General features: G+C 65.5%; 22 protein-coding genes. 10 read left to right on the top strand and 12 right to left on the bottom strand.

Annotated elements, in window-relative coordinates:
* Positions 1-40 precede the first annotated feature (40 nt).
* On the top strand, positions 41-1,558 hold the full coding sequence (locus JQ586_RS26125; RefSeq protein ID WP_212397492.1) for an MFS transporter: 1,518 nt from the start codon (positions 41-43) through the stop codon (positions 1,556-1,558).
* Positions 1,559-1,601: 43 nt separating this feature from the next.
* Here JQ586_RS26125 and JQ586_RS26120 read toward each other — a convergent pair whose 3' ends face one another.
* The 3 genes from JQ586_RS26120 to JQ586_RS26110 all read right to left on the bottom strand — a co-directional run bounded on the left by JQ586_RS26120 (position 1,602) and on the right by JQ586_RS26110 (position 3,343).
* Positions 1,602-2,006, bottom strand: coding sequence for a cupin domain-containing protein (locus JQ586_RS26120; protein WP_212397556.1), 405 nt, complete (start codon positions 2,004-2,006; stop codon positions 1,602-1,604).
* A gap of 92 nt (positions 2,007-2,098) precedes the next feature.
* On the bottom strand, positions 2,099-2,848 hold the full coding sequence (locus tag JQ586_RS26115) for an SDR family NAD(P)-dependent oxidoreductase (RefSeq protein WP_212397491.1): 750 nt from the start codon (positions 2,846-2,848) through the stop codon (positions 2,099-2,101).
* Between the two features lie 93 nt (positions 2,849-2,941).
* Positions 2,942-3,343, bottom strand: a complete 402-nt coding sequence (locus tag JQ586_RS26110) for an Ohr family peroxiredoxin (RefSeq protein ID WP_212397490.1) — start codon at positions 3,341-3,343, stop codon at positions 2,942-2,944.
* Positions 3,344-3,493: 150 nt separating this feature from the next.
* Between JQ586_RS26110 and JQ586_RS26105 the strand changes: the two genes are divergently transcribed.
* Positions 3,494-3,961: a MarR family transcriptional regulator gene (locus JQ586_RS26105; RefSeq protein WP_312017025.1), complete on the top strand. Its 468-nt coding sequence runs from the start codon at positions 3,494-3,496 to the stop codon at positions 3,959-3,961.
* Positions 3,962-4,018: 57 nt separating this feature from the next.
* Here JQ586_RS26105 and JQ586_RS26100 read toward each other — a convergent pair whose 3' ends face one another.
* The gene (locus JQ586_RS26100) at positions 4,019-4,840 is read right to left on the bottom strand and encodes an N-acyl homoserine lactonase family protein (RefSeq protein WP_212397488.1); all 822 of its coding nucleotides are present in this window, start codon (positions 4,838-4,840) and stop codon (positions 4,019-4,021) included.
* Between the two features lie 95 nt (positions 4,841-4,935).
* Between JQ586_RS26100 and JQ586_RS26095 the strand changes: the two genes are divergently transcribed.
* Positions 4,936-5,829 carry a LysR family transcriptional regulator gene (locus JQ586_RS26095; protein WP_212397487.1) on the top strand — a complete coding sequence of 298 codons (894 nt, stop codon included), beginning with the start codon at positions 4,936-4,938 and terminating at the stop codon, positions 5,827-5,829.
* Between the two features lie 60 nt (positions 5,830-5,889).
* On the opposite strand, the gene JQ586_RS26090 is transcribed toward JQ586_RS26095, so the two are convergent.
* From JQ586_RS26090 to JQ586_RS26080, 3 genes are all read right to left on the bottom strand, one after another.
* Entirely contained in the window at positions 5,890-7,230 is a 1,341-nt protein-coding gene (locus JQ586_RS26090) for an RtcB family protein (protein ID WP_212397486.1), read from the bottom strand.
* Between the two features lie 416 nt (positions 7,231-7,646).
* Positions 7,647-8,048 carry a PIN domain-containing protein gene (locus JQ586_RS26085; RefSeq protein ID WP_212397485.1) on the bottom strand — a complete coding sequence of 134 codons (402 nt, stop codon included), beginning with the start codon at positions 8,046-8,048 and terminating at the stop codon, positions 7,647-7,649.
* On the bottom strand, positions 8,038-8,268 hold the full coding sequence (locus JQ586_RS26080) for an AbrB/MazE/SpoVT family DNA-binding domain-containing protein (RefSeq protein ID WP_212397484.1): 231 nt from the start codon (positions 8,266-8,268) through the stop codon (positions 8,038-8,040). Before JQ586_RS26080 ends, JQ586_RS26085 begins: the two co-directional genes overlap by 11 nt.
* A gap of 182 nt (positions 8,269-8,450) precedes the next feature.
* On the opposite strand from JQ586_RS26080, the gene JQ586_RS26075 reads away from it, so the two are divergent.
* Positions 8,451-9,668 (top strand): MFS transporter, encoded by a 1,218-nt coding sequence (locus JQ586_RS26075; RefSeq protein ID WP_212397483.1) that lies wholly within the window; start codon positions 8,451-8,453, stop codon positions 9,666-9,668.
* Positions 9,669-9,692: 24 nt separating this feature from the next.
* Here the strand turns inward: JQ586_RS26075 and JQ586_RS26070 are convergent, their stop codons facing one another.
* Positions 9,693-10,337 (bottom strand): glutaminyl-peptide cyclotransferase, encoded by a 645-nt coding sequence (locus JQ586_RS26070; protein WP_212397482.1) that lies wholly within the window; start codon positions 10,335-10,337, stop codon positions 9,693-9,695.
* Between the two features lie 32 nt (positions 10,338-10,369).
* Positions 10,370-11,590 (bottom strand): helix-turn-helix domain-containing protein, encoded by a 1,221-nt coding sequence (locus JQ586_RS26065; protein ID WP_212397481.1) that lies wholly within the window; start codon positions 11,588-11,590, stop codon positions 10,370-10,372.
* 90 nt (positions 11,591-11,680) lie between these two features.
* On the opposite strand from JQ586_RS26065, the gene JQ586_RS26060 reads away from it, so the two are divergent.
* Positions 11,681-11,938 (top strand): hypothetical protein, encoded by a 258-nt coding sequence (locus JQ586_RS26060; protein ID WP_409411014.1) that lies wholly within the window; start codon positions 11,681-11,683, stop codon positions 11,936-11,938.
* A 5-nt stretch (positions 11,939-11,943) separates the two neighbouring features.
* Here JQ586_RS26060 and JQ586_RS26055 read toward each other — a convergent pair whose 3' ends face one another.
* On the bottom strand, positions 11,944-13,035 hold the full coding sequence (locus JQ586_RS26055) for an adenylate/guanylate cyclase domain-containing protein (RefSeq protein WP_212397480.1): 1,092 nt from the start codon (positions 13,033-13,035) through the stop codon (positions 11,944-11,946).
* 77 nt (positions 13,036-13,112) lie between these two features.
* Between JQ586_RS26055 and JQ586_RS26050 the strand changes: the two genes are divergently transcribed.
* On the top strand, positions 13,113-13,571 hold the full coding sequence (locus JQ586_RS26050) for an SRPBCC domain-containing protein (RefSeq protein WP_212397479.1): 459 nt from the start codon (positions 13,113-13,115) through the stop codon (positions 13,569-13,571).
* Positions 13,572-13,631: 60 nt separating this feature from the next.
* On the opposite strand, the gene JQ586_RS26045 is transcribed toward JQ586_RS26050, so the two are convergent.
* A complete protein-coding gene (locus tag JQ586_RS26045) occupies positions 13,632-14,273 on the bottom strand; it encodes an HD domain-containing protein (protein WP_212397478.1) in 642 nt (213 codons plus the stop codon).
* Positions 14,274-14,490: 217 nt separating this feature from the next.
* On the opposite strand from JQ586_RS26045, the gene JQ586_RS26040 reads away from it, so the two are divergent.
* Entirely contained in the window at positions 14,491-15,456 is a 966-nt protein-coding gene (locus JQ586_RS26040) for a GlxA family transcriptional regulator (RefSeq protein ID WP_212397477.1), read from the top strand.
* A 55-nt stretch (positions 15,457-15,511) separates the two neighbouring features.
* Here the strand turns inward: JQ586_RS26040 and JQ586_RS26035 are convergent, their stop codons facing one another.
* A complete protein-coding gene (locus JQ586_RS26035) occupies positions 15,512-15,865 on the bottom strand; it encodes an MmcQ/YjbR family DNA-binding protein (RefSeq protein ID WP_212397476.1) in 354 nt (117 codons plus the stop codon).
* Between the two features lie 198 nt (positions 15,866-16,063).
* On the opposite strand from JQ586_RS26035, the gene JQ586_RS26030 reads away from it, so the two are divergent.
* The 3 genes from JQ586_RS26030 to JQ586_RS26020 all read left to right on the top strand — a co-directional run bounded on the left by JQ586_RS26030 (position 16,064) and on the right by JQ586_RS26020 (position 18,143).
* Positions 16,064-16,693, top strand: a complete 630-nt coding sequence (locus JQ586_RS26030) for a PadR family transcriptional regulator (protein WP_212397475.1) — start codon at positions 16,064-16,066, stop codon at positions 16,691-16,693.
* Positions 16,694-16,720: 27 nt separating this feature from the next.
* Positions 16,721-17,371: an O-methyltransferase gene (locus JQ586_RS26025; protein ID WP_212397474.1), complete on the top strand. Its 651-nt coding sequence runs from the start codon at positions 16,721-16,723 to the stop codon at positions 17,369-17,371.
* Between the two features lie 76 nt (positions 17,372-17,447).
* A complete protein-coding gene (locus tag JQ586_RS26020; RefSeq protein ID WP_212397473.1) occupies positions 17,448-18,143 on the top strand; it encodes a GNAT family N-acetyltransferase in 696 nt (231 codons plus the stop codon).
* Positions 18,144-18,535 lie beyond the last annotated feature (392 nt).

Raw genomic sequence — 18,535 nt, 5'->3', positions numbered from 1 at the left:
GGCTATGCCGTTGGCGCCTGCAACGTCGAAAGGCTGAACCATGCCGCATGAACTTGGCCGCCGGGGCATCATCGTTCTCTCCGCCGTATGTCTGTCGTGCCTGATGTTCGGATTGGAGATATCAAGCATTCCCTCGATCCTGCCGACGCTCGAACAGCTGTTGCACGCCGACTTCAAGCAGCTGCAATGGATCATGAATGCCTACACGATCGCCGTTACATCGGTGCTGATGGCGGTCGGGACCCTGGCCGACCGCTACGGACGCAAGCGCATCTTCCTCATCGCGATCGCTGCATTCGGGCTGACGTCGCTGATGTGTGGCGTCGCCGACAATGTCGTGTTGCTGATCGCCGCCCGTTTCCTGCAGGGCCTGAGCGGCGGCGCCCTGTTGATCTGCCAGATCGCGGTGCTCTCGCATGAATTCCAGGGTGGTCGTCAGCGCGCAATCGCCTGGGGATGGTGGGGTGTGATCTTCGGCGTCGGCCTCGGCTTCGGCCCGATCATCGGCGGAGCGGTTGCGGCCGTGCTGAGCTGGGAGTGGGTGTTCCTGGTTCATGTGCTGTTCGCGGCGGCGGCGCTCGTGCTCACCATCGGCGGCGTGCATGAATCCAGGGATCCGAAGGCGAGCAGCCTCGATCTTGCCGGCATCGTGACGCTGTCGGTGTCGGTGTTCTGTCTGGCGTTCTACATCACGCAGGGCGCGGACCTCGGTTTTGCGAGCCCGGCGGCGCTTGCGATCCTCGGCGTCTCGGCAGTCAGCCTGGTCGCATTCCTGATCGCCGAACGGATCAGCCGGCGTCCGATGTTCGACTTCTCGGTGTTCCGAATTCCTGCCTTTTCCGGCGCGATCATCGGCTCGTCTGCGATGAACCTCAGCTATTGGCCGTTCATGATCTATCTGCCGATCTGGTTTCACGCCGGGCTCGGCTATGACAGCGTGTCCGCGGGTCTTGCGCTGCTCGCCTATACGCTGCCGACCTTGCTGATGCCGCCGCTCGCGGAGCGCCTGTCGCTGCGCTACCAGCCCGGCGCCATCATTCCCGCCGGGCTGTTCACGATCGGGGCGGGCTTCATGCTGATGAAGTTCGGTAGCGCCGCTGCCAGGCCGGACTGGCTGACCATGCTGCCGGGCTGCCTGATCGCCGGGATCGGGCTCGGGATCACCAACACGCCGGTGACCAACACGACGACGGGCTCGGTGTCGAGCGATCGCGCCGGCATGGCCTCGGGCATCGACATGAGCGCCCGCATGGTTTCGCTCGCGGTCAACATCGCGGTGATGGGCTTCATCCTCGCGAGCGGCGTGCTGGCGCATCTCAAGTCGACATTGCCCGGCCTGGAGGCCACGCAGCTCCGCCGGATTGCGGAGAGGATCGCCGCCGGCAATGCGGCGTCAGCGCCTGATCTCACCGGCACGGTGGTGCATGAGGCGCTGGCAAGCGGCTTTGGCTGGGTGATGCTCTACGGTGGCGTCGGCGTCTGGATCATGGCCGCCATCAGCTTCCTGATCTTCAATGCGCGGCCGCTTCGTCAGCCAGGCATGCAGTGCCCGGAATGAACCGGGCTCGACATCCGCTCGGGTCTTTGGTCTCGGTGGCGGGTCAGTTCACCAATGTGAGGATCGGCTTGCCTTTTTCAACGATGTAGGTCGCAAGCTCGCTGGCGGTGACGTCGCCGACATTCTTCGCCGCATGCACGGTTCCTGCAGGGATGAACAGCACGTCGCCGGCTTTCAGCGTCGCCGGCGGCTTGCCTTCGACGTCGTATTCGAGCGTGCCCGCGAGCACGTAGATGATCTCTTCGCCCGGATGGGTGTGGCTGCCGAACGCCACGCCGGGCGCGAGGTCGACGCGGACCTGGACCGCTTCACGGCCTGAAACGCTGAGGTCGTGGCGTTGCAGGTCAGTGCGCTTGACCCCGGCCGGCTGCGCCGCCTGGGCGGTGGTTACGGTGAGGATGCTTGCGGCGATCAGCGCCGCCCTTGCGAGCACGCGCATCGTCTTCATCGGTCTGCTGGTCATCTGGATCTCCTGGTTTTTGAAGACTGCGGACCGGGTCGGCGTGCGCCCGGTCCGCAGTCAGCGTCGGGCTCTCCGTATTAGACCTGCGCCAGGCCTCCATCGACGGCGAGATCCACTCCGGTAATGTAAGAACTTTCGTCGGAGGCGAGGAATACGACGGCAGCCGCGATTTCCTCGGGCCTGCCTCTGCGACCGACGGGAATCTGTGAGACCCACGCGGCGGCCGCTTGCTCGACTTGTTCAGCAGTGAGTCCGGTGTTCTCGAGGGCTGAAGTCTCGATTGGTCCGGGGCTCATCGAATTCACACGAATCTTGCGGTCCTTCAACTCCATAGTCCAGCCGCGCGCGAAGTTGCGTACAGCTGCCTTACTCGCGCTGTAGACGGTAAACCCTGGCAGTCCCATCACGTTCGAGACCGAAGAGTTCAGGATGATCGAGCCGCCATCCTTGAAGAGGGGAAGTGCCTTCTGCACCGTAAAGAAAAGCCCCTTCACATTCACATTGAAGGTCTGGTCAAAAACAGCCTCGGTAGTCACCTCGAGCGGCGCGATTTTACCCACGCCCGCGTTCGCGAACAGTACGTCGATGTGACCATGTTTCTCATTCACGACGGTATAGAGCCGATCCAGATCTTCCAAGCGCGATACGTCGCCCGCGACTGTCGTGACGTTTCTCCCGATAAAAGCTGCGGCCTCTTTCAGCTCTTTCTCACGCCGGCCAACGATCACGACGTGCGCACCTTCTTCCACGAAGCGCTTGGCTGTGGCCAAGCCGATCCCGGTGTTGCCGCCAGTTATGACCACGACTTTTCCTGTGAGTTTACCCATGGCTTTGACACTCTGTCTGTTAGGGGCACCCGGAAGCGGGTGCCCTTGTTTTGCCTGCGCTTTCGTACCAGTCGTTGCGCCGGGGCACGCTCGTCAGACGAGCGTGGTCGCGACGTCGATATTGCCGTGGACCGCCTTGGAGTAGGGGCAGATGCCGTGCGCCGCCTCGATCAGTTCCTGCGCCACCGCACGGTCGACGCCGGGGACGCGGACGTTGAGGCGTGCGCTCAGGAAGAAGGCGCCATTGGCCTGATTGAGATCGATCTCGGCGTCGACCTCGGGCTCGCTCGACAGCTTCACCTTGCGCTGCCCAGCGGCGAGCTGGATCGCGCCGATGTAGCAGGCAGACCAGGCGGCGGCGAACAGGTTTTCCGCGGCCGGGTGCGGTTGCGGCAGTTTGATGTCGAGGAAACCGTCGCGTGAGCGGGCGGCGCCGTCATGGCCGGCGGTGACGTGGGTCTTTCCGGTAGCGAGAACCTTGGCTGCTGTGGTCATGGCAAACTCCCTTTGGAGGAATTATTAAATCGGGTCCGATTTAATCGGATGCGATCTGAATTATTCAGCTGCCTTGACCATGTCAAGCGCATCCGATTTAATCACATACGATTTAATTGGTTCCCGACATCACAAACTCCGGAGGCGTCCGTGACCCGCTCCCCGAAAGCTGACGGCAAAGGCCGAAAACTCTCGAATTTCCTGTGCTTTGCGGTCTATTCGGCCAACCTGGCCTTTGGCCGCGCATACAAGCCGATCCTGGATGCGGTCGGCCTGACCTATACCCAGTACATCGCGATGGTGGCGCTGGCGGAAGCGGATGACCTCACAGTCAGCGCGCTCGGCGAGAAGCTGTTTCTGGAATCCAACACGCTGACGCCGATCCTCAAGAAGCTGGAGCAGTCAGGCTATATCAGCCGCGCCCGCGATCCCGCCGACGAGCGGCAGGTGAGGGTCAGCCTGACCAAGCCCGGCCGGCGCCTGCTCGAGAAGGATCTCGGCGGCTTGCTGGTCGAGGCCTGCGGCCTCGGCGACGAATTCCCCGTCGTGCAGAAGAGCGTGGTCAGGCTGCGCGACAATCTGTTGCGCAACACCAAGGACAAGCAGGACGGGACGTGATGGCTCCAACATGCCGGCGTTAGCTGTTGGTTGTTTTGAATCATTCGCGCCGTTCGACTAGCTCGCCGAGACGACAAGCTGCCGGTTGACGAGGCGGAGACCCGATTCCGGATCATGCGTCGGCAGATAGATTGTCGGACGGCTTTGCGCAAAAGCCTTGATGGCAGCAAGTGTGGCTTTTGCCACATCGGCGCCGGCGCTCACCCCGTCGACCGTGCCCGAAAGCATCAGCGCCTGATTGTAGGAGGTGTCGCCGGCGAGGAAAATTGCGGTGTCGCCATCCTGAACAACGACAGACATATGGTTTGCTGTGTGTCCGGGTGTTGCCACCGCAACAATGTCGCCGGCCTTTGTCAGCCGCTGGCTGCGCTTGAACGAGCCAAATTGTTCCGCCGGCAGGTCGACCGGCGTTGGGTCGAACCAGGTGGGCCAACGATGGGGCAGATACCCCCGCACCCGCCCGAGCCATCCGCGGGCCTGCGCGAGTTCACCGGCTGGGACCATGATCTCGGTATTGGGGAAGTGCGCAAGGCCTCCGTCGTGGTCCATGTGAAGATGAGTGAGCACGACCTTTTTTACATCGCGCGGACCAATCCCCAAGGCCCGGAGCTGTGGCCCGATCTCTTGCTCGCGTTCGATCTGGAAGCCGACTTCCCATCTCACAAAGGGGTTGAGCTCGCGCGAATGCTCCAACAGATGTGTCCCTTGGCCGCTGTCGACGACAATGACGCCGTCGGGATGCTCGATCGCCCATGCGAATGTCGGCACCCAGTCGGTCCAATTCGGATCGAGGAATACGTCAATGAAGCCGTGGCCTCGGCCTTCGACCTGGGCGGTTTTGATTTTGACTGTTCCGGTCTGGATAGCATGGATGCGCATCTGGGTGCCTCATGGAAGGGTTGCTGGACCCGAAATACGCGCGCCTCCCGATGAACGGAATTGCCGAAGGTTCTTGAGTTGGTATACAAAAATGCATGGACAAGAATCCAGGCTGGGAACTGTACAGGTCATTTCTGGCGGTCCTGCGCGAGGGGAGCCTCTCGGGTGCGGCGCGCTCCCTCAACCTCACCCAGCCAACCGTCGGCCGGCACATCCGTGAGCTGGAGGCCACTCTCGGTGTGCCGCTTTTCACGCGCGCCCCGGATGGCCTGAGACCGACCGCGGCGTCCGTCGTTGCGCAGCAGCACGCCTTGGCCATGGCCGCCGCTGCCGAAACATTGCTGCGAGCGATTTCGAGCAAAGCGGGCCAGCCCCGCACGGTCGTCCGCCTCGCGGCCTCCGAGATCGTTGCTATAGAGATTCTTCCGTCTATTCTCACTGAATTGGAGCGGAGCCAGCCGGGATTGGTTGTCGAAATCTCCGTTTCGGACCGGTTGGAAGACCTGTTGCGGCGGGATTGCGATATCGCCATCCGCATGGTGAGGCCGACACAGGCCGATCTCGTCGCACGCAAGGTGGGCCAGGCCCGGCTGGGATTCCATGCTCACAAGAACTACCTGGAAAAGAACGGCGAACCCGCCAATTTGCGCGACCTGAACCGGCATTGCCTGGTGGGCTTTGACCACGAGACCTCTGCTGTCCGAGCCTTGCGGCGGCTCGGCCTGCAATTGAAGCGGGGCGACTTTACGTTGCGGTCCGACAACACGCTGCTTCAGTTGGCGGCCATTCGGGCGGGATTCGGAATTGGAATCTGCCAACGCGCGGTCGTGCGCGAGGACGCCCAACTTATGCATCTCCTGCCCAAGGAATTTTCACCGAGCCTCGACGTCTGGGTCACGATGCATCGGGACTTGCGCAACAGTCCGCCCATGAGATCAATGTTCGAACATTTGGTCGAAGCGCTGAAACGGGTCTACGGGTCGCGGTGAGCTCGATCCCTGAGAAATCTTGAGGTACGAACGGGAGGCTTGCGCCTCCCGTTCTCTTTTCTAGTCCTTGAAGGGATCGAACTCGCCTTCACCCGCCATCGCGACGGCAAAGGGCCGCAGCGTATGCAGCACTTTCACCGTTCCGGCGTGCTGGGCGAGCACGTCGGGCAGACGCCGATAGGCCATCGGGCTTTCGTCGAGATCGGCGCCGATCAGGGTGACGCCGCGCTCGCTCAGCCATCGGTCCATCTCCTCGCGCGTGAACCGGCGCTTCGCCTCGTTGCGGCCGAACAGCCGGCCGGCTCCGTGCACGGTCGAGTAGAGCGAGGCCTTGGCCTCCGGACCGTCGACGCCCTCCAGGATGACGGCGTCGTCGCCCATCGATCCGCCGACAAATCCCTTCTGGCCGGGGAACGCCGGCGTCGCGCCCTTGCGCACCACCCACAGGTCCCTGCCGCCGTGCGTCTCGCGCCAGGCGTAGTTGTGGTGGTTGTGCACGGCCTCGGTCACCTGTCCGCCGATGATCCGGCGAACGCGCTCCACGACCCATTCACGCCCGGCATAGGCGTAGCGCCCGGCGAGCTGCATCGCCGCGATGTAGCGGCGCCCGAGCTCGGAATCCTCGTCGACGATCGCGGGCGGGACATTCATCCCGTCCTTGCCGCCGGCAGCCTTGAGGTAGCGGGTCGCGCTGGTATGCCCGAGCCCGCGGCTTCCGAAGTGCACGCCGATCCAGACGAAGCCGGCTTCGTCGCGCATCAGGTCGACATAGTGGTTGCCCGAGCCGACCGTGCCGAGCTGGACGACGGCCTTCTGCCGATACGCCTCCATGTCGCTCTCGCGCCAGGCGTCGCCATCATCGAAGAGCGTGTGCTCGACTTTCTCGATATTCTTTCGGCCGATGCCGAAGGAGATCACCTTCGCAACGTCGCGAATGATGGTCGGGATCGTCGCCGCGATGTCGTCGAAACGCACGTCGAGCCGCGCGGCCATGTTGCCGCAACCGATGTCGAACCCGACGCCGGAGATGCTGATCTGCTTCTCATAGGCGATCACGCCGCCGACGGGCTGGGCGTAGCCCAGATGGCCGTCGGCGCAGATCACGCCGGATACCACGTTGCCGACCGCCATGCAGTTGCGCATCTGCGCGATGGTCGCCGCGTCGTGCTCGCCGAACACCGTCATCGGCGCGTTCCTGAAGCGCTCCTGCTGCGGGCGCAGCATCGCGATCTCGATCGAGGCCGCTTCGGCCTCGCGCGTCATCCGCTCCTTGCGCGCAGCGTCGCGGTACAGGCACCAGGCCGGCTGACCGCGACCCTCGCCGACACGGGAATCCGGATCGATGCCCGCGGCGAGGCAGAGCTCGCGGGCGCGCTCCTGGTAGGGATCAGGTCGTCGCATGGTCGTGTTTCCTGCTGAGCCTGCATGAACCGTCGGGCGGTCCACGCAGGTGGTTCAAGATCATCTTGCCGGAGGGGACCAGACCGCGCGGGCAACAAAAAACCCTCCGAAGCGGCTGGCTCGGGAGGGTCCGTAGATACGGATTGTCGATCGCGCCTATGCGAGACCGCTCCCTTGAACCGGGCGTGCATGGATGTTCGGCCGAAGACCATAGGATGGTCCGCGGACGCATTCGCTCGGATGCAGTGGTTTGCGTATCATCGGTTTGCTCGCATTCTCCGCGAACATGACGCCCGCGAGGGCGCGGGGAATACGCCTGCAACCTCTGAATGTCAAGCGCGGGTCGATGGCGGTGGTGCGGACGGCGCGCTCGAACAGCGAATGGCGAGTAGCGTACAGCAACCGGATCTACTGAACTACGCGCGAAACGGATTGATGATCCGAAGGCCACCGTCGAGCACCAGTCCGTGCTGCATGTCTTCCGACCACAATGTGTCACAGCCGGCTTCGAGCGCGGATGCAGCGATCATCGCGTCGAAGGTCGACAACCCATAGCGTTCGGCCAATGCGAGGCCGGTGTCGTGCGCGTCCAGCGTGAGAGGATGAACAGTCAGCAGGCTGCGCAGTGTGGTCAGGAATGAATGCGTCTCCGGCCATGACATCTGCATCTTGCGGCGCGCGACCTTGGTGACTTCATTCAGGACCTGCACGCTGATCGCGCCGCCACGCGCAACGAGCGCTTCGGCACGATCCGCCTTCGCAGCATCGCTGGATGCCAGGTAAACCAGCACGTTGGTGTCGATGAAGTCACCGGGCATTGGCCTCGTCCCGGTCGAACTTGAAGTCCGCCGGCAGGCGCCCACGCAAGGCGCGCAACCGCGTCAGCAATTGCTCGCGTCCGGGTTTGCGCGCGACGCCGAAATTGCGCTCATCGGCGACGTGGATTTCAATTTCGTCGCCTTCCCTGAGCTCGAGCGCCTCCACCACGGCGGCGGGAAGCCGGATCGCGAGACTGTTGCCCCATTTGGCGACTTGCATTTAAACGTTCCTTGTGAGGATATACATTTCTTAAATTGTATATCCGGTGACGGTCAACCGCAAGCAGATTAGCCAGGACGGAAGCTGATCGACGGAAAGTGATCTGCCGCGCGTCGCCGGCTGTCGGTTCCACTCCACCCCGTTCGTCTTGCATGCAGGACGAGCCAGTCGGGAGATCGGGAATGAGCAATTCGCACTATCGCTGGGTGATCGTCGCGGCCGGCGGGCTGCTGGGCTGCGTGGCGATCGGCGGGATGTTCTCGCTGCCGGTGTTCCTGAAGCCGATGGCGCAGGAGACCGGCTGGTCGGTGACAGGCATCTCCAGCGCGATGACGATCGGCTTCCTTGCGATGGCCTTCACCAGCATGGCCTGGGGCACGCTGTCGGACCGGCTGGGGCCGCTTCCGGTGGTGCTGACCGGATCGACCGTGCTGGCGGCGAGTCTTGCGCTGGCGAGCCGGGCGCCGTCGTTGCTCGCGTTTCAGGTGGTCTTCGGCGCGATGGTCGGCGCGTCCTGCGCGGCGATCTTCGCCCCGATGATGGCCTGCGTCACCGGCTGGTTCGACACCCATCGCAGTCTTGCGGTCTCGCTGGTCTCGGCAGGCATGGGCATGGCGCCGATGACGATGTCGCCGTTCGCCGCCTGGCTCGTCTCGAGCCATGACTGGCGGACCTCGATGCTGACGGTGGCGGGCGTGGTCGCCGCCATCATGATCCCGGTGTCGCTCCTGGTGCGGCGGCCGCCGGCGCTTCAGGGCGCGCAGAGCGTTCAGGCCAGCAGCGGAGGGCCGCAAGCGGAGATGACGCGCGCGCAGGCGCTGCGCTCGCCGCAATTCCTGATCCTGGTCGCGACGAATTTCTTCTGCTGCGCCACCCATTCCGGTCCGATCATCCACACGGTCAGCTACGCGATCACCTGCGGCATCCCGATGATCGCGGCGGTGACGATCTACAGCGTGGAGGGGCTGGCCGGCATGGGCGGCCGCATCGTCTTCGGCCTGCTCGGCGACCGCTTCGGCGCCAAGCGCGTGCTGGTTCTCGGCCTGCTGGCGCAGGCCTTCGGCGCGCTCGGCTATGTCTTCGCGCGCGAGCTGGCGGCATTCTATGCGGTGGCCGCGGTGTTCGGCTTCATCTATGCCGGGACCATGCCGCTCTATTCCGTGCTGGTGCGCGAGAACTTTCCGCTACGCATGATGGGCACCGTGATCGGCGGCACCGCGATGGCCGGTAGCCTCGGCATGGCGACCGGGCCGCTCGCCGGCGGCCTGATCTACGACACCTTCGCCAGCTACACGTGGCTCTATGTCGGCTCCTGGGCGCTCGGCCTCGGTGCATTCCTGATCATCATGAACTTCAGGCCGTTCCCGGCCGTGGCGCGGACCGCGCCCGTTCCGGCGTGAGGCGAGAGCCGTGACGTGATCTGCCTAGGCGCGGCTCCGCTTCGGCCGCGCCACCGCGCGCACCTTGTTCTTGGTCGACCCGGCGCCGCAGAAGAAGCGGTCGCCGCCGTCGGCTTCGAGGCCAGAGACGTTGACGCCCGGCGGCATCTCGAGCCGCTCCAGCACCTCGCCGGTCTGCGGATCGATGTGTCGCAGGTCGCTCTCGTCGTTTTCCCAGGTGCCGTGCCAGAGCTCGCCGTCGACCCAGGTGACGCCGGTGACGAAGCGGTTGGATTCGATGGTGCGGAGAATCGCGCCGGTGTCCGGATCGATCTGGACGATCTTGCGGTCGCGATACTGTCCGACCCACAGCGCGCCTTCGGCCCAGGCCAGGCCGGAATCGCGGCCGCCGCCGGGCGAGGGGATCGTGGATACGATGCGGCCGGTCTTCGGATCGACCTTCTGGATGCGGTCCTCGGCGATCTGGTAGAGGTGCTTGCCATCGAAGGCGGTGCCGGCATGGGCCGCGACGGCGAGTGTGCGTTCGATCGTGCCGCTGTCGGGATCGAAGGCGATCATGCGGTCGCCGGCGCCGAACCAGACCTGCGCGCCGTCATAGCTGACGCCGTGCACGCTCTCGACCTCATCGAAGGTATATTCCCTGACAATGTGGGCCGCCGACGTCTTCATGATCTGCTCCTGTCCGTGGATCGCGCAGGATGCTAGCCGCTCGGCATCGGCGCGGGGAGTAACAAGGCCGTCGTGAATCCCGGCACCGTCGGCATCATCCAGCGGCGCGCGCGGGCGCGGCCATAGGATTGCACCTTGCCGGCCGTGGCCAGCGTGTCGAGCGCACGCTGCACGGTGCGCTGGCTGGCGCCGAGCGCGAGCGACAGCGCCGAGCTCGACCATGCCTCGCCGTCCGCGAGGCAGGCCAGCACCTCGGCATGGTCTTCCTCGACCGGGCGCGCCAGCACGACGACATCGCGCCGGCCGCGCGGCTCCAGCACGAAACCATCCGCCGTCGCGCTGAGATCGGCGAGCGGCCTGAGCGCCCGGCGCAGCCGCCCGATCTCGACCCGCAGCCGCGCGCGATGGGACTCGTCGGCATGCTTGCCGCGAAACGCCCGCGAGATCAGCGCGCTGCGCGGCACGTCGTTCGGCCACGCCTCGCCGAGTGCACGGGCCAGCGCGAACAGCACGGGCCGCCGTGTCAGCGAGATCTCCGTGCGTGCGTCGCGCACGACATATCTGATGGCGTCGACGACGAGCGCCTTCGAGGCCATCACCGCCTCGACCTCGTCGAGCTGCAGCGGTCGCTGGCCGCCTTTCGCGATCAGCCGCGCCGCGGGCACGGTCAGCAGGCGTGCGGCGCCTTCGACTTCGGCCGCCAGTGCGCCGATGCCGGCGCGGCGCGCGGCGGCATCGGCGCGTTCGAGCGCATCGCGGGCCGGCCTGGTCCGCAGCCGTCGTATCGCGATCCCCGCGGTGACGAGTTCGTGGCCGACCCGCAAGGCGGGGGGCAGGGGTGCCGGGTCGATGTCGGCGAGCATGCGCTCGGCTTCGTCGAGCCGTCCGATCAGGAGCAGGCGGCGGATCTCGAGACAGGCGGCATGCACGGCGTTGAGCCGGTCGCCATGCGCATCGAGCGTCGCGCGGGCCGCCGCCAGCGTCCTGGCGGGAAAGCCGAGGTCGCGCAGGACCAGCGCGATCTCGGCCTCGGCAACGATGCAGCGCGCCCGGGCGACAGCCTCGCGCGGCCCGAAGGCGCGCCCGGCGCGCTTCAACAGATTCTTGGCACGGACGAAATCGCCGAGCCGGGCCATCGCAATGCCGCGCAGCGCCAGCGCGGGCGCGTCGTCGCGCAAGGCCACCCGTTTCAGTGCGCCGAGGAGATCACCCGCCGCGAGCGCGCGTGCCGCAGCCGTGATCAGCGAGTCCATCCGAATCCCGACACACTTGTCACTCTCGCCCTCCGCGGTCCGGCCCTAACCTAGCACATGATTGGGAAACGCCATGTCGACGGAGATCGAATGATGACCGGGGTCAGGATCGGAACAGGCGAGGCATGGCTCGTGACGCGACTCGCCGGATACGGCAATGCCGCGGCGCGCTTCCTGTCGCTGGCGGCGGCGCCGACCTTTGCGATCATGGCGCTGATGGCGGCAATCGGGCCCGCCGACATGCTCTGCATGAGCGGGCAGGGGTTGTTCTCGATCCAGGGCATGGTGCCGATGTACATGCTGATGAGCGCGTTCCACCTCGCGCCATGGCTGCGGTTGCTGCGATGACCGGCTCAACCATCCGGCAGCGCGAATACCGCGCAGGGCCTGATGATGCCGCGCAGCTCGTGGGTGCCGAGCGAGACCAGCGGCATATCGGTCTCGGCGGCCAGCGCGCCCGAAATCAGCACCGTCTTCTCCAGCGGTTTGCACAGCCCTTCGAGCCGGCTGACCAGGTTGACCGCAGAGCCGATCGCGGTGAAGTCGAGTCGGTCGGCGGCGCCGATATTGCCCCAATGCACCTCGCCGAGATGCAGCGCTGCGCCGAACGAGAGCGACGGCAGGCCCATCTTGCGCCGCTCGATGTCGAGATGCGCCATGCCGACGCGGGCTGCGGACACCGCGCGCAGCGCCGCCTCGCATGCGCCGCGCGCACCTGCCGTGACCGGGAAGATCGCAAGCAGGCCGTCGCCGATGAATTTCAGCACCTCGCCGCCGAAGGCGTGGATCGCGCCCGCAATGCGGTCGAACCAGGCGTCGAGCGCGGCGATCACCTCGGCCGGCGGATGGCTTTCCGACAGCGCGGTGAAGCCGCGCAGGTCGGCGAACACCAGCGCCGCCTCGATGGTCTCGCCGGTGTTGCGTCGCAACGGGGATGCCAGCACGCGTGCCGCGCTGCGACGGCCGAGATAGGCCTCAAGCGCCGCCGTCAGGGTCGCGCGTGCGGCAATTGCGGCGAGCGGTGCTGCGCAAAAGCGCGCGGCCCGGTGCAATTGATCCGCCTCGCCGCGGGTCAGCGGACGCGTTCCGATCCAGCCGACCGATGGCCCGTCCGGACGTGTGCCAATCGTGTCCTCATGCACGGGACCGGGCGCAAGTCCCTGGAGCCACCGTCGGCCGGCGTCGCCGGTTTCCGCCTTGTCCAGCACGGCGAACGGCAGTTGCGGCGCGAAACCGAGGGCCTCGATGACTTCACCACGATCCGCGCGCCACAGCCAGGTACGCCTGGCGATCAGCGGATGTGGAACCTCCAGCGTCAGGGCGCCGCCGGCAAGCGGCAGGCCGTCCGCGAGCAAATGGGAGCCGAGTTCCGCGAGCAGGCGGTTGGCGCTGGCGGTTCCGGCGGCGTCGTCGATCAGCCAGCTCAAGGTCGAAGTCAGGTGCATCGGCCCATCATGGAGTTGACGCATCACCCTTGTCACGCGCTATCCCTGCAACCAAATCTCCACCGGAGGATGAACCGATGACCGACCCCTTCGTCGTTCAACGCGAGATGCAGATCGCAGCTCCGCCGTCAACCGTCTTCGCCTTCCTGACCGATCCGCAGAAGATCGTGAGCTGGATGGGTCTCGAGGCCGAGAGCGAACCGCATCCCGGCGGGCTCTATCTGCTCAAGGGTTTCGGCAGTGATGGCACGCGCGCAGCACGCGGCGCGTTCCGCGAGGTCGTGCCGGTGCATCGGCTGGCCTACAGCTTCGGCTGGGAAGGCGGCGAAGAGGTGCCGCCGGGCTCGAGCCTGATCGAGATCGACCTGCTCGACAAGGACAATGGCACGCTGTTGCGCATGACCCATAGCGGCCTGCCGAACGCGGCGCAGTGCGCGAGCCATGCAGCAGGCTGGGCGCATTATCTCGGCCGGCTCGCGCTCGCCGCCGCGGGCCGCGACCCGGGCCCCGACCGCGGGCCGCCCAATCGCAGCTGAGCGCGTTGTGGCTGCTTCCGGAGCGCTTTCGAGAATCATCGGTTCGGAGCTCTCGGGGCGTCATCCCGGCCATTTCGAGCCGAGGATGATCGAGCAGAAATTCATCCTCTGGTAGGTCGGATCCTTCAGCGCCAGCACGTCGGCCTTGACGTTGCCGAACGTCGTCAGCGGCTTCTTGATGGTGCCGCCGGCGAAGTGGTCGATGATGCCCTGCTTGAAGTTGGTCCCGCGCGGATGATGGGCGCAGACATGGTCGCGGTGCTCGTGCGTAAAATCGTCATAGGCGATGCCGAGCACGTCCATCTCGACGCCCGCCGTCACCAGCGCAATGGTCGGACGCATGTGCTCGGGAACGCCGGGTGTGGTGTGCAGGGCAATCGAGGTCCAGACGTCCTCGACATCGCGTTCCGGCAGGCCATAGCCCGTCAGGAAATCGCGCGCGGCATTGGCGCCGTCGACCTCGAAGCGCAGGTCGGGACTCGCGTGCGCGTCTGTCAGGCCCATGTCGTGGAACATCGCGCCGATATAGAGCAGTTCGGGATCGAACTCGAGCTTGCGGCGGTTGCCGGTCAGCGCCCCCCAGAAGAACACGCGGCGGCTGTGATTGTAGAGCAGATCGTCCTCGGTATCGCGGACCAGCTGGGTGGCGGCGCGGGCCATGGCACTGTCGGGGACGCGGATGCCGGCGATGATCTCGGTCATTTCAAGATGCTCCTTGATGTGGCAAGACGGCGCCGTGGCGTGAGAACACGCGCGAGGCGATCATCCTGTTGAATGTCCGGATCGCTCGACGGCGCGATCCGTGCTGTCGTTGTCGCCTGTTTCGGCGGCGGCTCGCAATGATCGCGCGCCGCCGGATCGGGCCAACGACACGTCGTTTCGCGCCAGTGCGACGAGGAGATGACGACGAGGAGAAGACATGGCCGTGCAGAGGGTGGCGATCGCGATCCACGACGGGGTACAGGCGCTGGATGTCGCAGGTCCCGTGGACGTGTTTGCCGAAGCCAACGGCTTCATCGCCGGTGGCGACGGCTACGAGACGGTTCTGGTCGCGGGCTCTTGTGTGCCGCTGCGTGCCTCGAACGGCATGAAGATTTCAGCCGACCTCAGCTTCGACGACGCGCAGGAGGCGTTCGACATCGTGCTGGTTGCGGGCGGTCCGGCAATGCCGGACGCGACGCCTGATCCCGGCATGATGCACTGGCTGCGGTCGGCATCAGGGCGCGCCGGGCTCTACGGCTCGATCTGCACCGGCGCGTTCGCGCTGGGCCATGCAGGCTTGCTCGACGGCCGCAAGGTGACGACCCATTGGCAGAACGCGCAGCGGCTGGCGTCGCGCTTTCCGGCCGCCGAGGTGATGTTTGACCGCATCTATATCAGGGACGGGCGTCTGATGACGTCGGCGGGCGTGACCGCCGGCATCGATCTCGGCCTTGCGCTGGTCGGCGAACGGCACGGACCGCAGGTCGCCGTCGCGGTGGCAAAGCGGCTGGTCGTGGTGGCGCAGCGCCAGGGTGGGCAATCCCAGTTCAGCCCCTATCTCACCGCGCCGGTCGACGAGGATTCGCCGATCGCCCGCGCCCAGGCTCATGTCATGGCGCAGGTCGGCGAGCGCCACACGCTGCAATCGCTGGCGGACGCCGTCGGCATGAGCGTACGCAATTTCGGCCGCGCGTTCGCGCAGGCGACCGGGATCACGCCGCACGAATTCGTCGAGCGCGCGCGGGTCGATGCCGCGCGACGGCTGCTCGAGGGCTCCGATCGACCGTTGAAGGCGGTCGCCTTCGATTGCGGCTTCGGCTCGGCCGACCGCATGCGCATCGTGTTCAGCGAGCGTCTCGGCGTGTCGCCCGCGCAGTACCGTGCCAGTTTCCGGGCAATTTGAACGCCTGCTCTCGGACGACTCCGACAAGCCGCAGGATCGCGGCAAATAGAGCGGATCAGCCGAGCCCGAGCGACTTGCGCGACTTGCGCGTCAGCTTGGCTGCGATGAGCGCATGCGCCTGCTCGAGATAGGCCTTGAGCTCGGGATCGGAGAGGGCGCTGTTGCCGACGAGCTGCACCCATTTGGCGCGCGCCAGATAGGGCGCCGGTCGCGCCAGCCCCTGCTCGATCAGCATTTGATAGGCCATGGTCGAGGTCTTGAACATGAAGCCGCCGGACCGCTCGATGAAGCCGCCGGACAGCGCGAACATCTTGCCGCCCACCTTGAACACGGACGTTCCCTCCCACTGCACCACCTTGGTCACAGCATGAAGGCGCAGGCACGTGGTTTCGAAGACTTTTGGGCTCATGCGGCGCTGCGTTCGGACGGGAAGGGGCCAAGCCATAGGCTGCCCCGGCGCGCGCCGACAAGCCGAATGTCGCGCGGCCTGACCGGGTGCCCGAGAACGTTGGGACAGCTTTGCCCTGTCCATCCTCACGAAATCGTGGTTTGCCGAACGATACATCTGAAAATATATCGTACGATATGTTTTGAGAAAGGAAAAACAATGAGAAAATCCCACTTCCACGACCGCGACGACGACGGCCTCCGGTTCGGCTTCTTCAGCATCGGCCACCGGGGCGGGCGGCATCGCTTCGGCCGCGGCGGGCACGGCTTTTTCGGACGCGGCGCCGGCGGCGACTTTCCGGGGTCTCGACGGCTGTCCTCGCAGGACCTGCAACTGGTGATCCTGGCACTGCTCGGCGAGCGGCCGGCCCATGGCTATGAGTTGATCAAACTGGTCGAGGAGCGTTCGGACGGCTTCTACAGCCCGAGCCCGGGCGTGATCTATCCGGCGCTGACCTTCCTCGAGGAAGTCGGCCACGCCAGCGTGACGCAGGATGCGGCGCGCAAGCTCTACAGCATCACCGAGCAGGGCAAGGCATATCTCGCCGAGAACCGCGCGACGGCGGACGCCATCCTCGCCGCGCTCTCGCGGATCGGCCGCCGCATGGAGGACGTACGCGAGGCCTTCGCCGGCGTCAGCGATCTCGACAACGGCGCGTCCGATGAATTGCACCGCGCCCGCCACGGGCTGAAGCGAGCGCTGCGCGCCAAGCACGGCTGCGACGCCGCCGAGGCGCGGCGGATCGCGAAGATCCTGGACCGCGCTACGGCCGAGATCCTGCAGCAGTGAGGTCGGGAGCGTTGAAGGAGAGGCATCATGTCCAGTGATCAACCGCACAGCGCCATCGCCGATCCGCGTGTCGCCGCCGTCATCGAACGCCTGCAGGCCACGCGCCGCAGGCCGGTCGAAGGAGGACCGCGCTGGAATCAGGCGAGCAGTCGCGATCCGCACGCCTATGCCGAGCAGGGTTTCTCGATCAATCCCGAGCAGGGCGAACTGATCTATCTGTTGTGCCGTGGCCTGCGCGCCAGGCGCGTCGCCGAATTCGCGACCTCGGTCGGGATGTCGACGCTGTATTTCGCCGCTGCGATCCGCGACAATGGCGGCGGCACGGTGATCGGGTCGGAGATCGTGCCGGCCAAGGTCGAGACCGCGCGGCGCAATCTCGCCGATGCCGGCCTGGCCGATTATGCCGAGATCCGCGAGGGCGATGCGCGCAAGACGCTGCGCGATCTCGGCGGTGCCGTCGACTTCATCCTGATCGACGGCTGGCCCGGCGATACCGGGCCGTCGCTGGCGCGGCAGGTGATCGAGATGACCGCCCCGCAACTTCGGATCGGCGGTTATCTGATGAACGACAATGCCGAGCCGGACTTCCTGGAGTTCGTGCGCGATCCCAGGAACGGCTTCGTGTCGATCACGCTGCCGCTCAAGGGCGGCACCGAACTGAGCCTGAAGGTGGCGTGAATTCAATGCGGCGCGAGGGCTGGATTTCACAGACGGTTGCTGCTCTGCTCCAGGCAAAACAGGAGCTCAGAGCCGCATGTCAGCAATCCCATCCACTCATCCGCTGGATCGTCCGATCTGGAGCGCGCTGACCACACGGCAGCGCGATCTCGCGGAAGGCGGCCCTGATGCGCGGCGCTTTCCGGTCGCAATCGCGCCGTTCGCCGACATGGTCGACATGTCCTCGAAGAGTTTTGCCGCGCTCGGCGCGATGCTGTCGGGACCCGAGATCGCGGTGCTGTTCACGCCCGATCCGGTGACCGTGCCGCCGCAGTTCAAGCTGCTGCTGGCCGAGACCGGCGAGCAGATGGTCGGCGCGGCGGCCGAGAGTTCACCGCCCGGCGTCGAGATCGTCAGGCTTGGAGCAGCAGACGTTCCGGCGATGATGGCGCTGGTCGAGCTGACCAAGCCCGGTCCGTTCGGCGCGCGGACGCTTGAGCTCGGCACTTTCCTCGGCATCCGGGTCGGCGGCGAGCTGGTTGCGATGACCGGCGAGCGGATGAAGCCCGGCAATTACACCGAGATGACCGCGGTCTGCGTGCATCCGGATCATCGTGGCCGAGGCTACGCGCAGGCGCTGCTGTCCGCCGTCTCGCGCCAGATCGTGGCACGCGGTGAGATTCCCTTCCTGCACGTCTTCACCAACAATCATTCGGCGATCGCGCTCTACCGGCGGCAGGGCATGGACATCCGCCGCAGCCTGCACATCACGGTGTTGCAGAAGCAGGGGTAGGGCGGGCATGGCGGCCACGCCGACCCGACGGGCAAATCAGTAAAAACCTGTCAATGTCTCGTTGCAAAAATAATTCGGTTTATCGGAACGATGATTCGGTGTATAGAGTTTCCCGTCTCACCCGCTCGAGGGGCGCTCGCGATCGTCACGAACGTTGTGGTGGGATGCGGTGGACGCTGATGTCGCGATTGACGGTCGCGGCAGATGGCGGACGGCGAAATCGTGCAGGCCTGACGCCCTGGTGGCAGGTGTCTCCCGCGAGATGCGAAAGCATCTTCGCGAGACGGTGACAAAAGAGCCCAGTCTCGCCGGGGCGAGCACGTATAAGCCGTAACCCATCGCGCAGGGAAAGCCGGGTTGTTCCCGGTTACACCTGTGGTCCTACCCCCGTG

The organism is Bradyrhizobium jicamae (assembly GCF_018130215.1).
Classification (GTDB): domain Bacteria; phylum Pseudomonadota; class Alphaproteobacteria; order Rhizobiales; family Xanthobacteraceae; genus Bradyrhizobium; species Bradyrhizobium jicamae_A.
The sequence above is the reverse complement of the archived record's forward strand: the minus strand, read 5'-3'. Positions and strand labels throughout refer to the sequence as shown.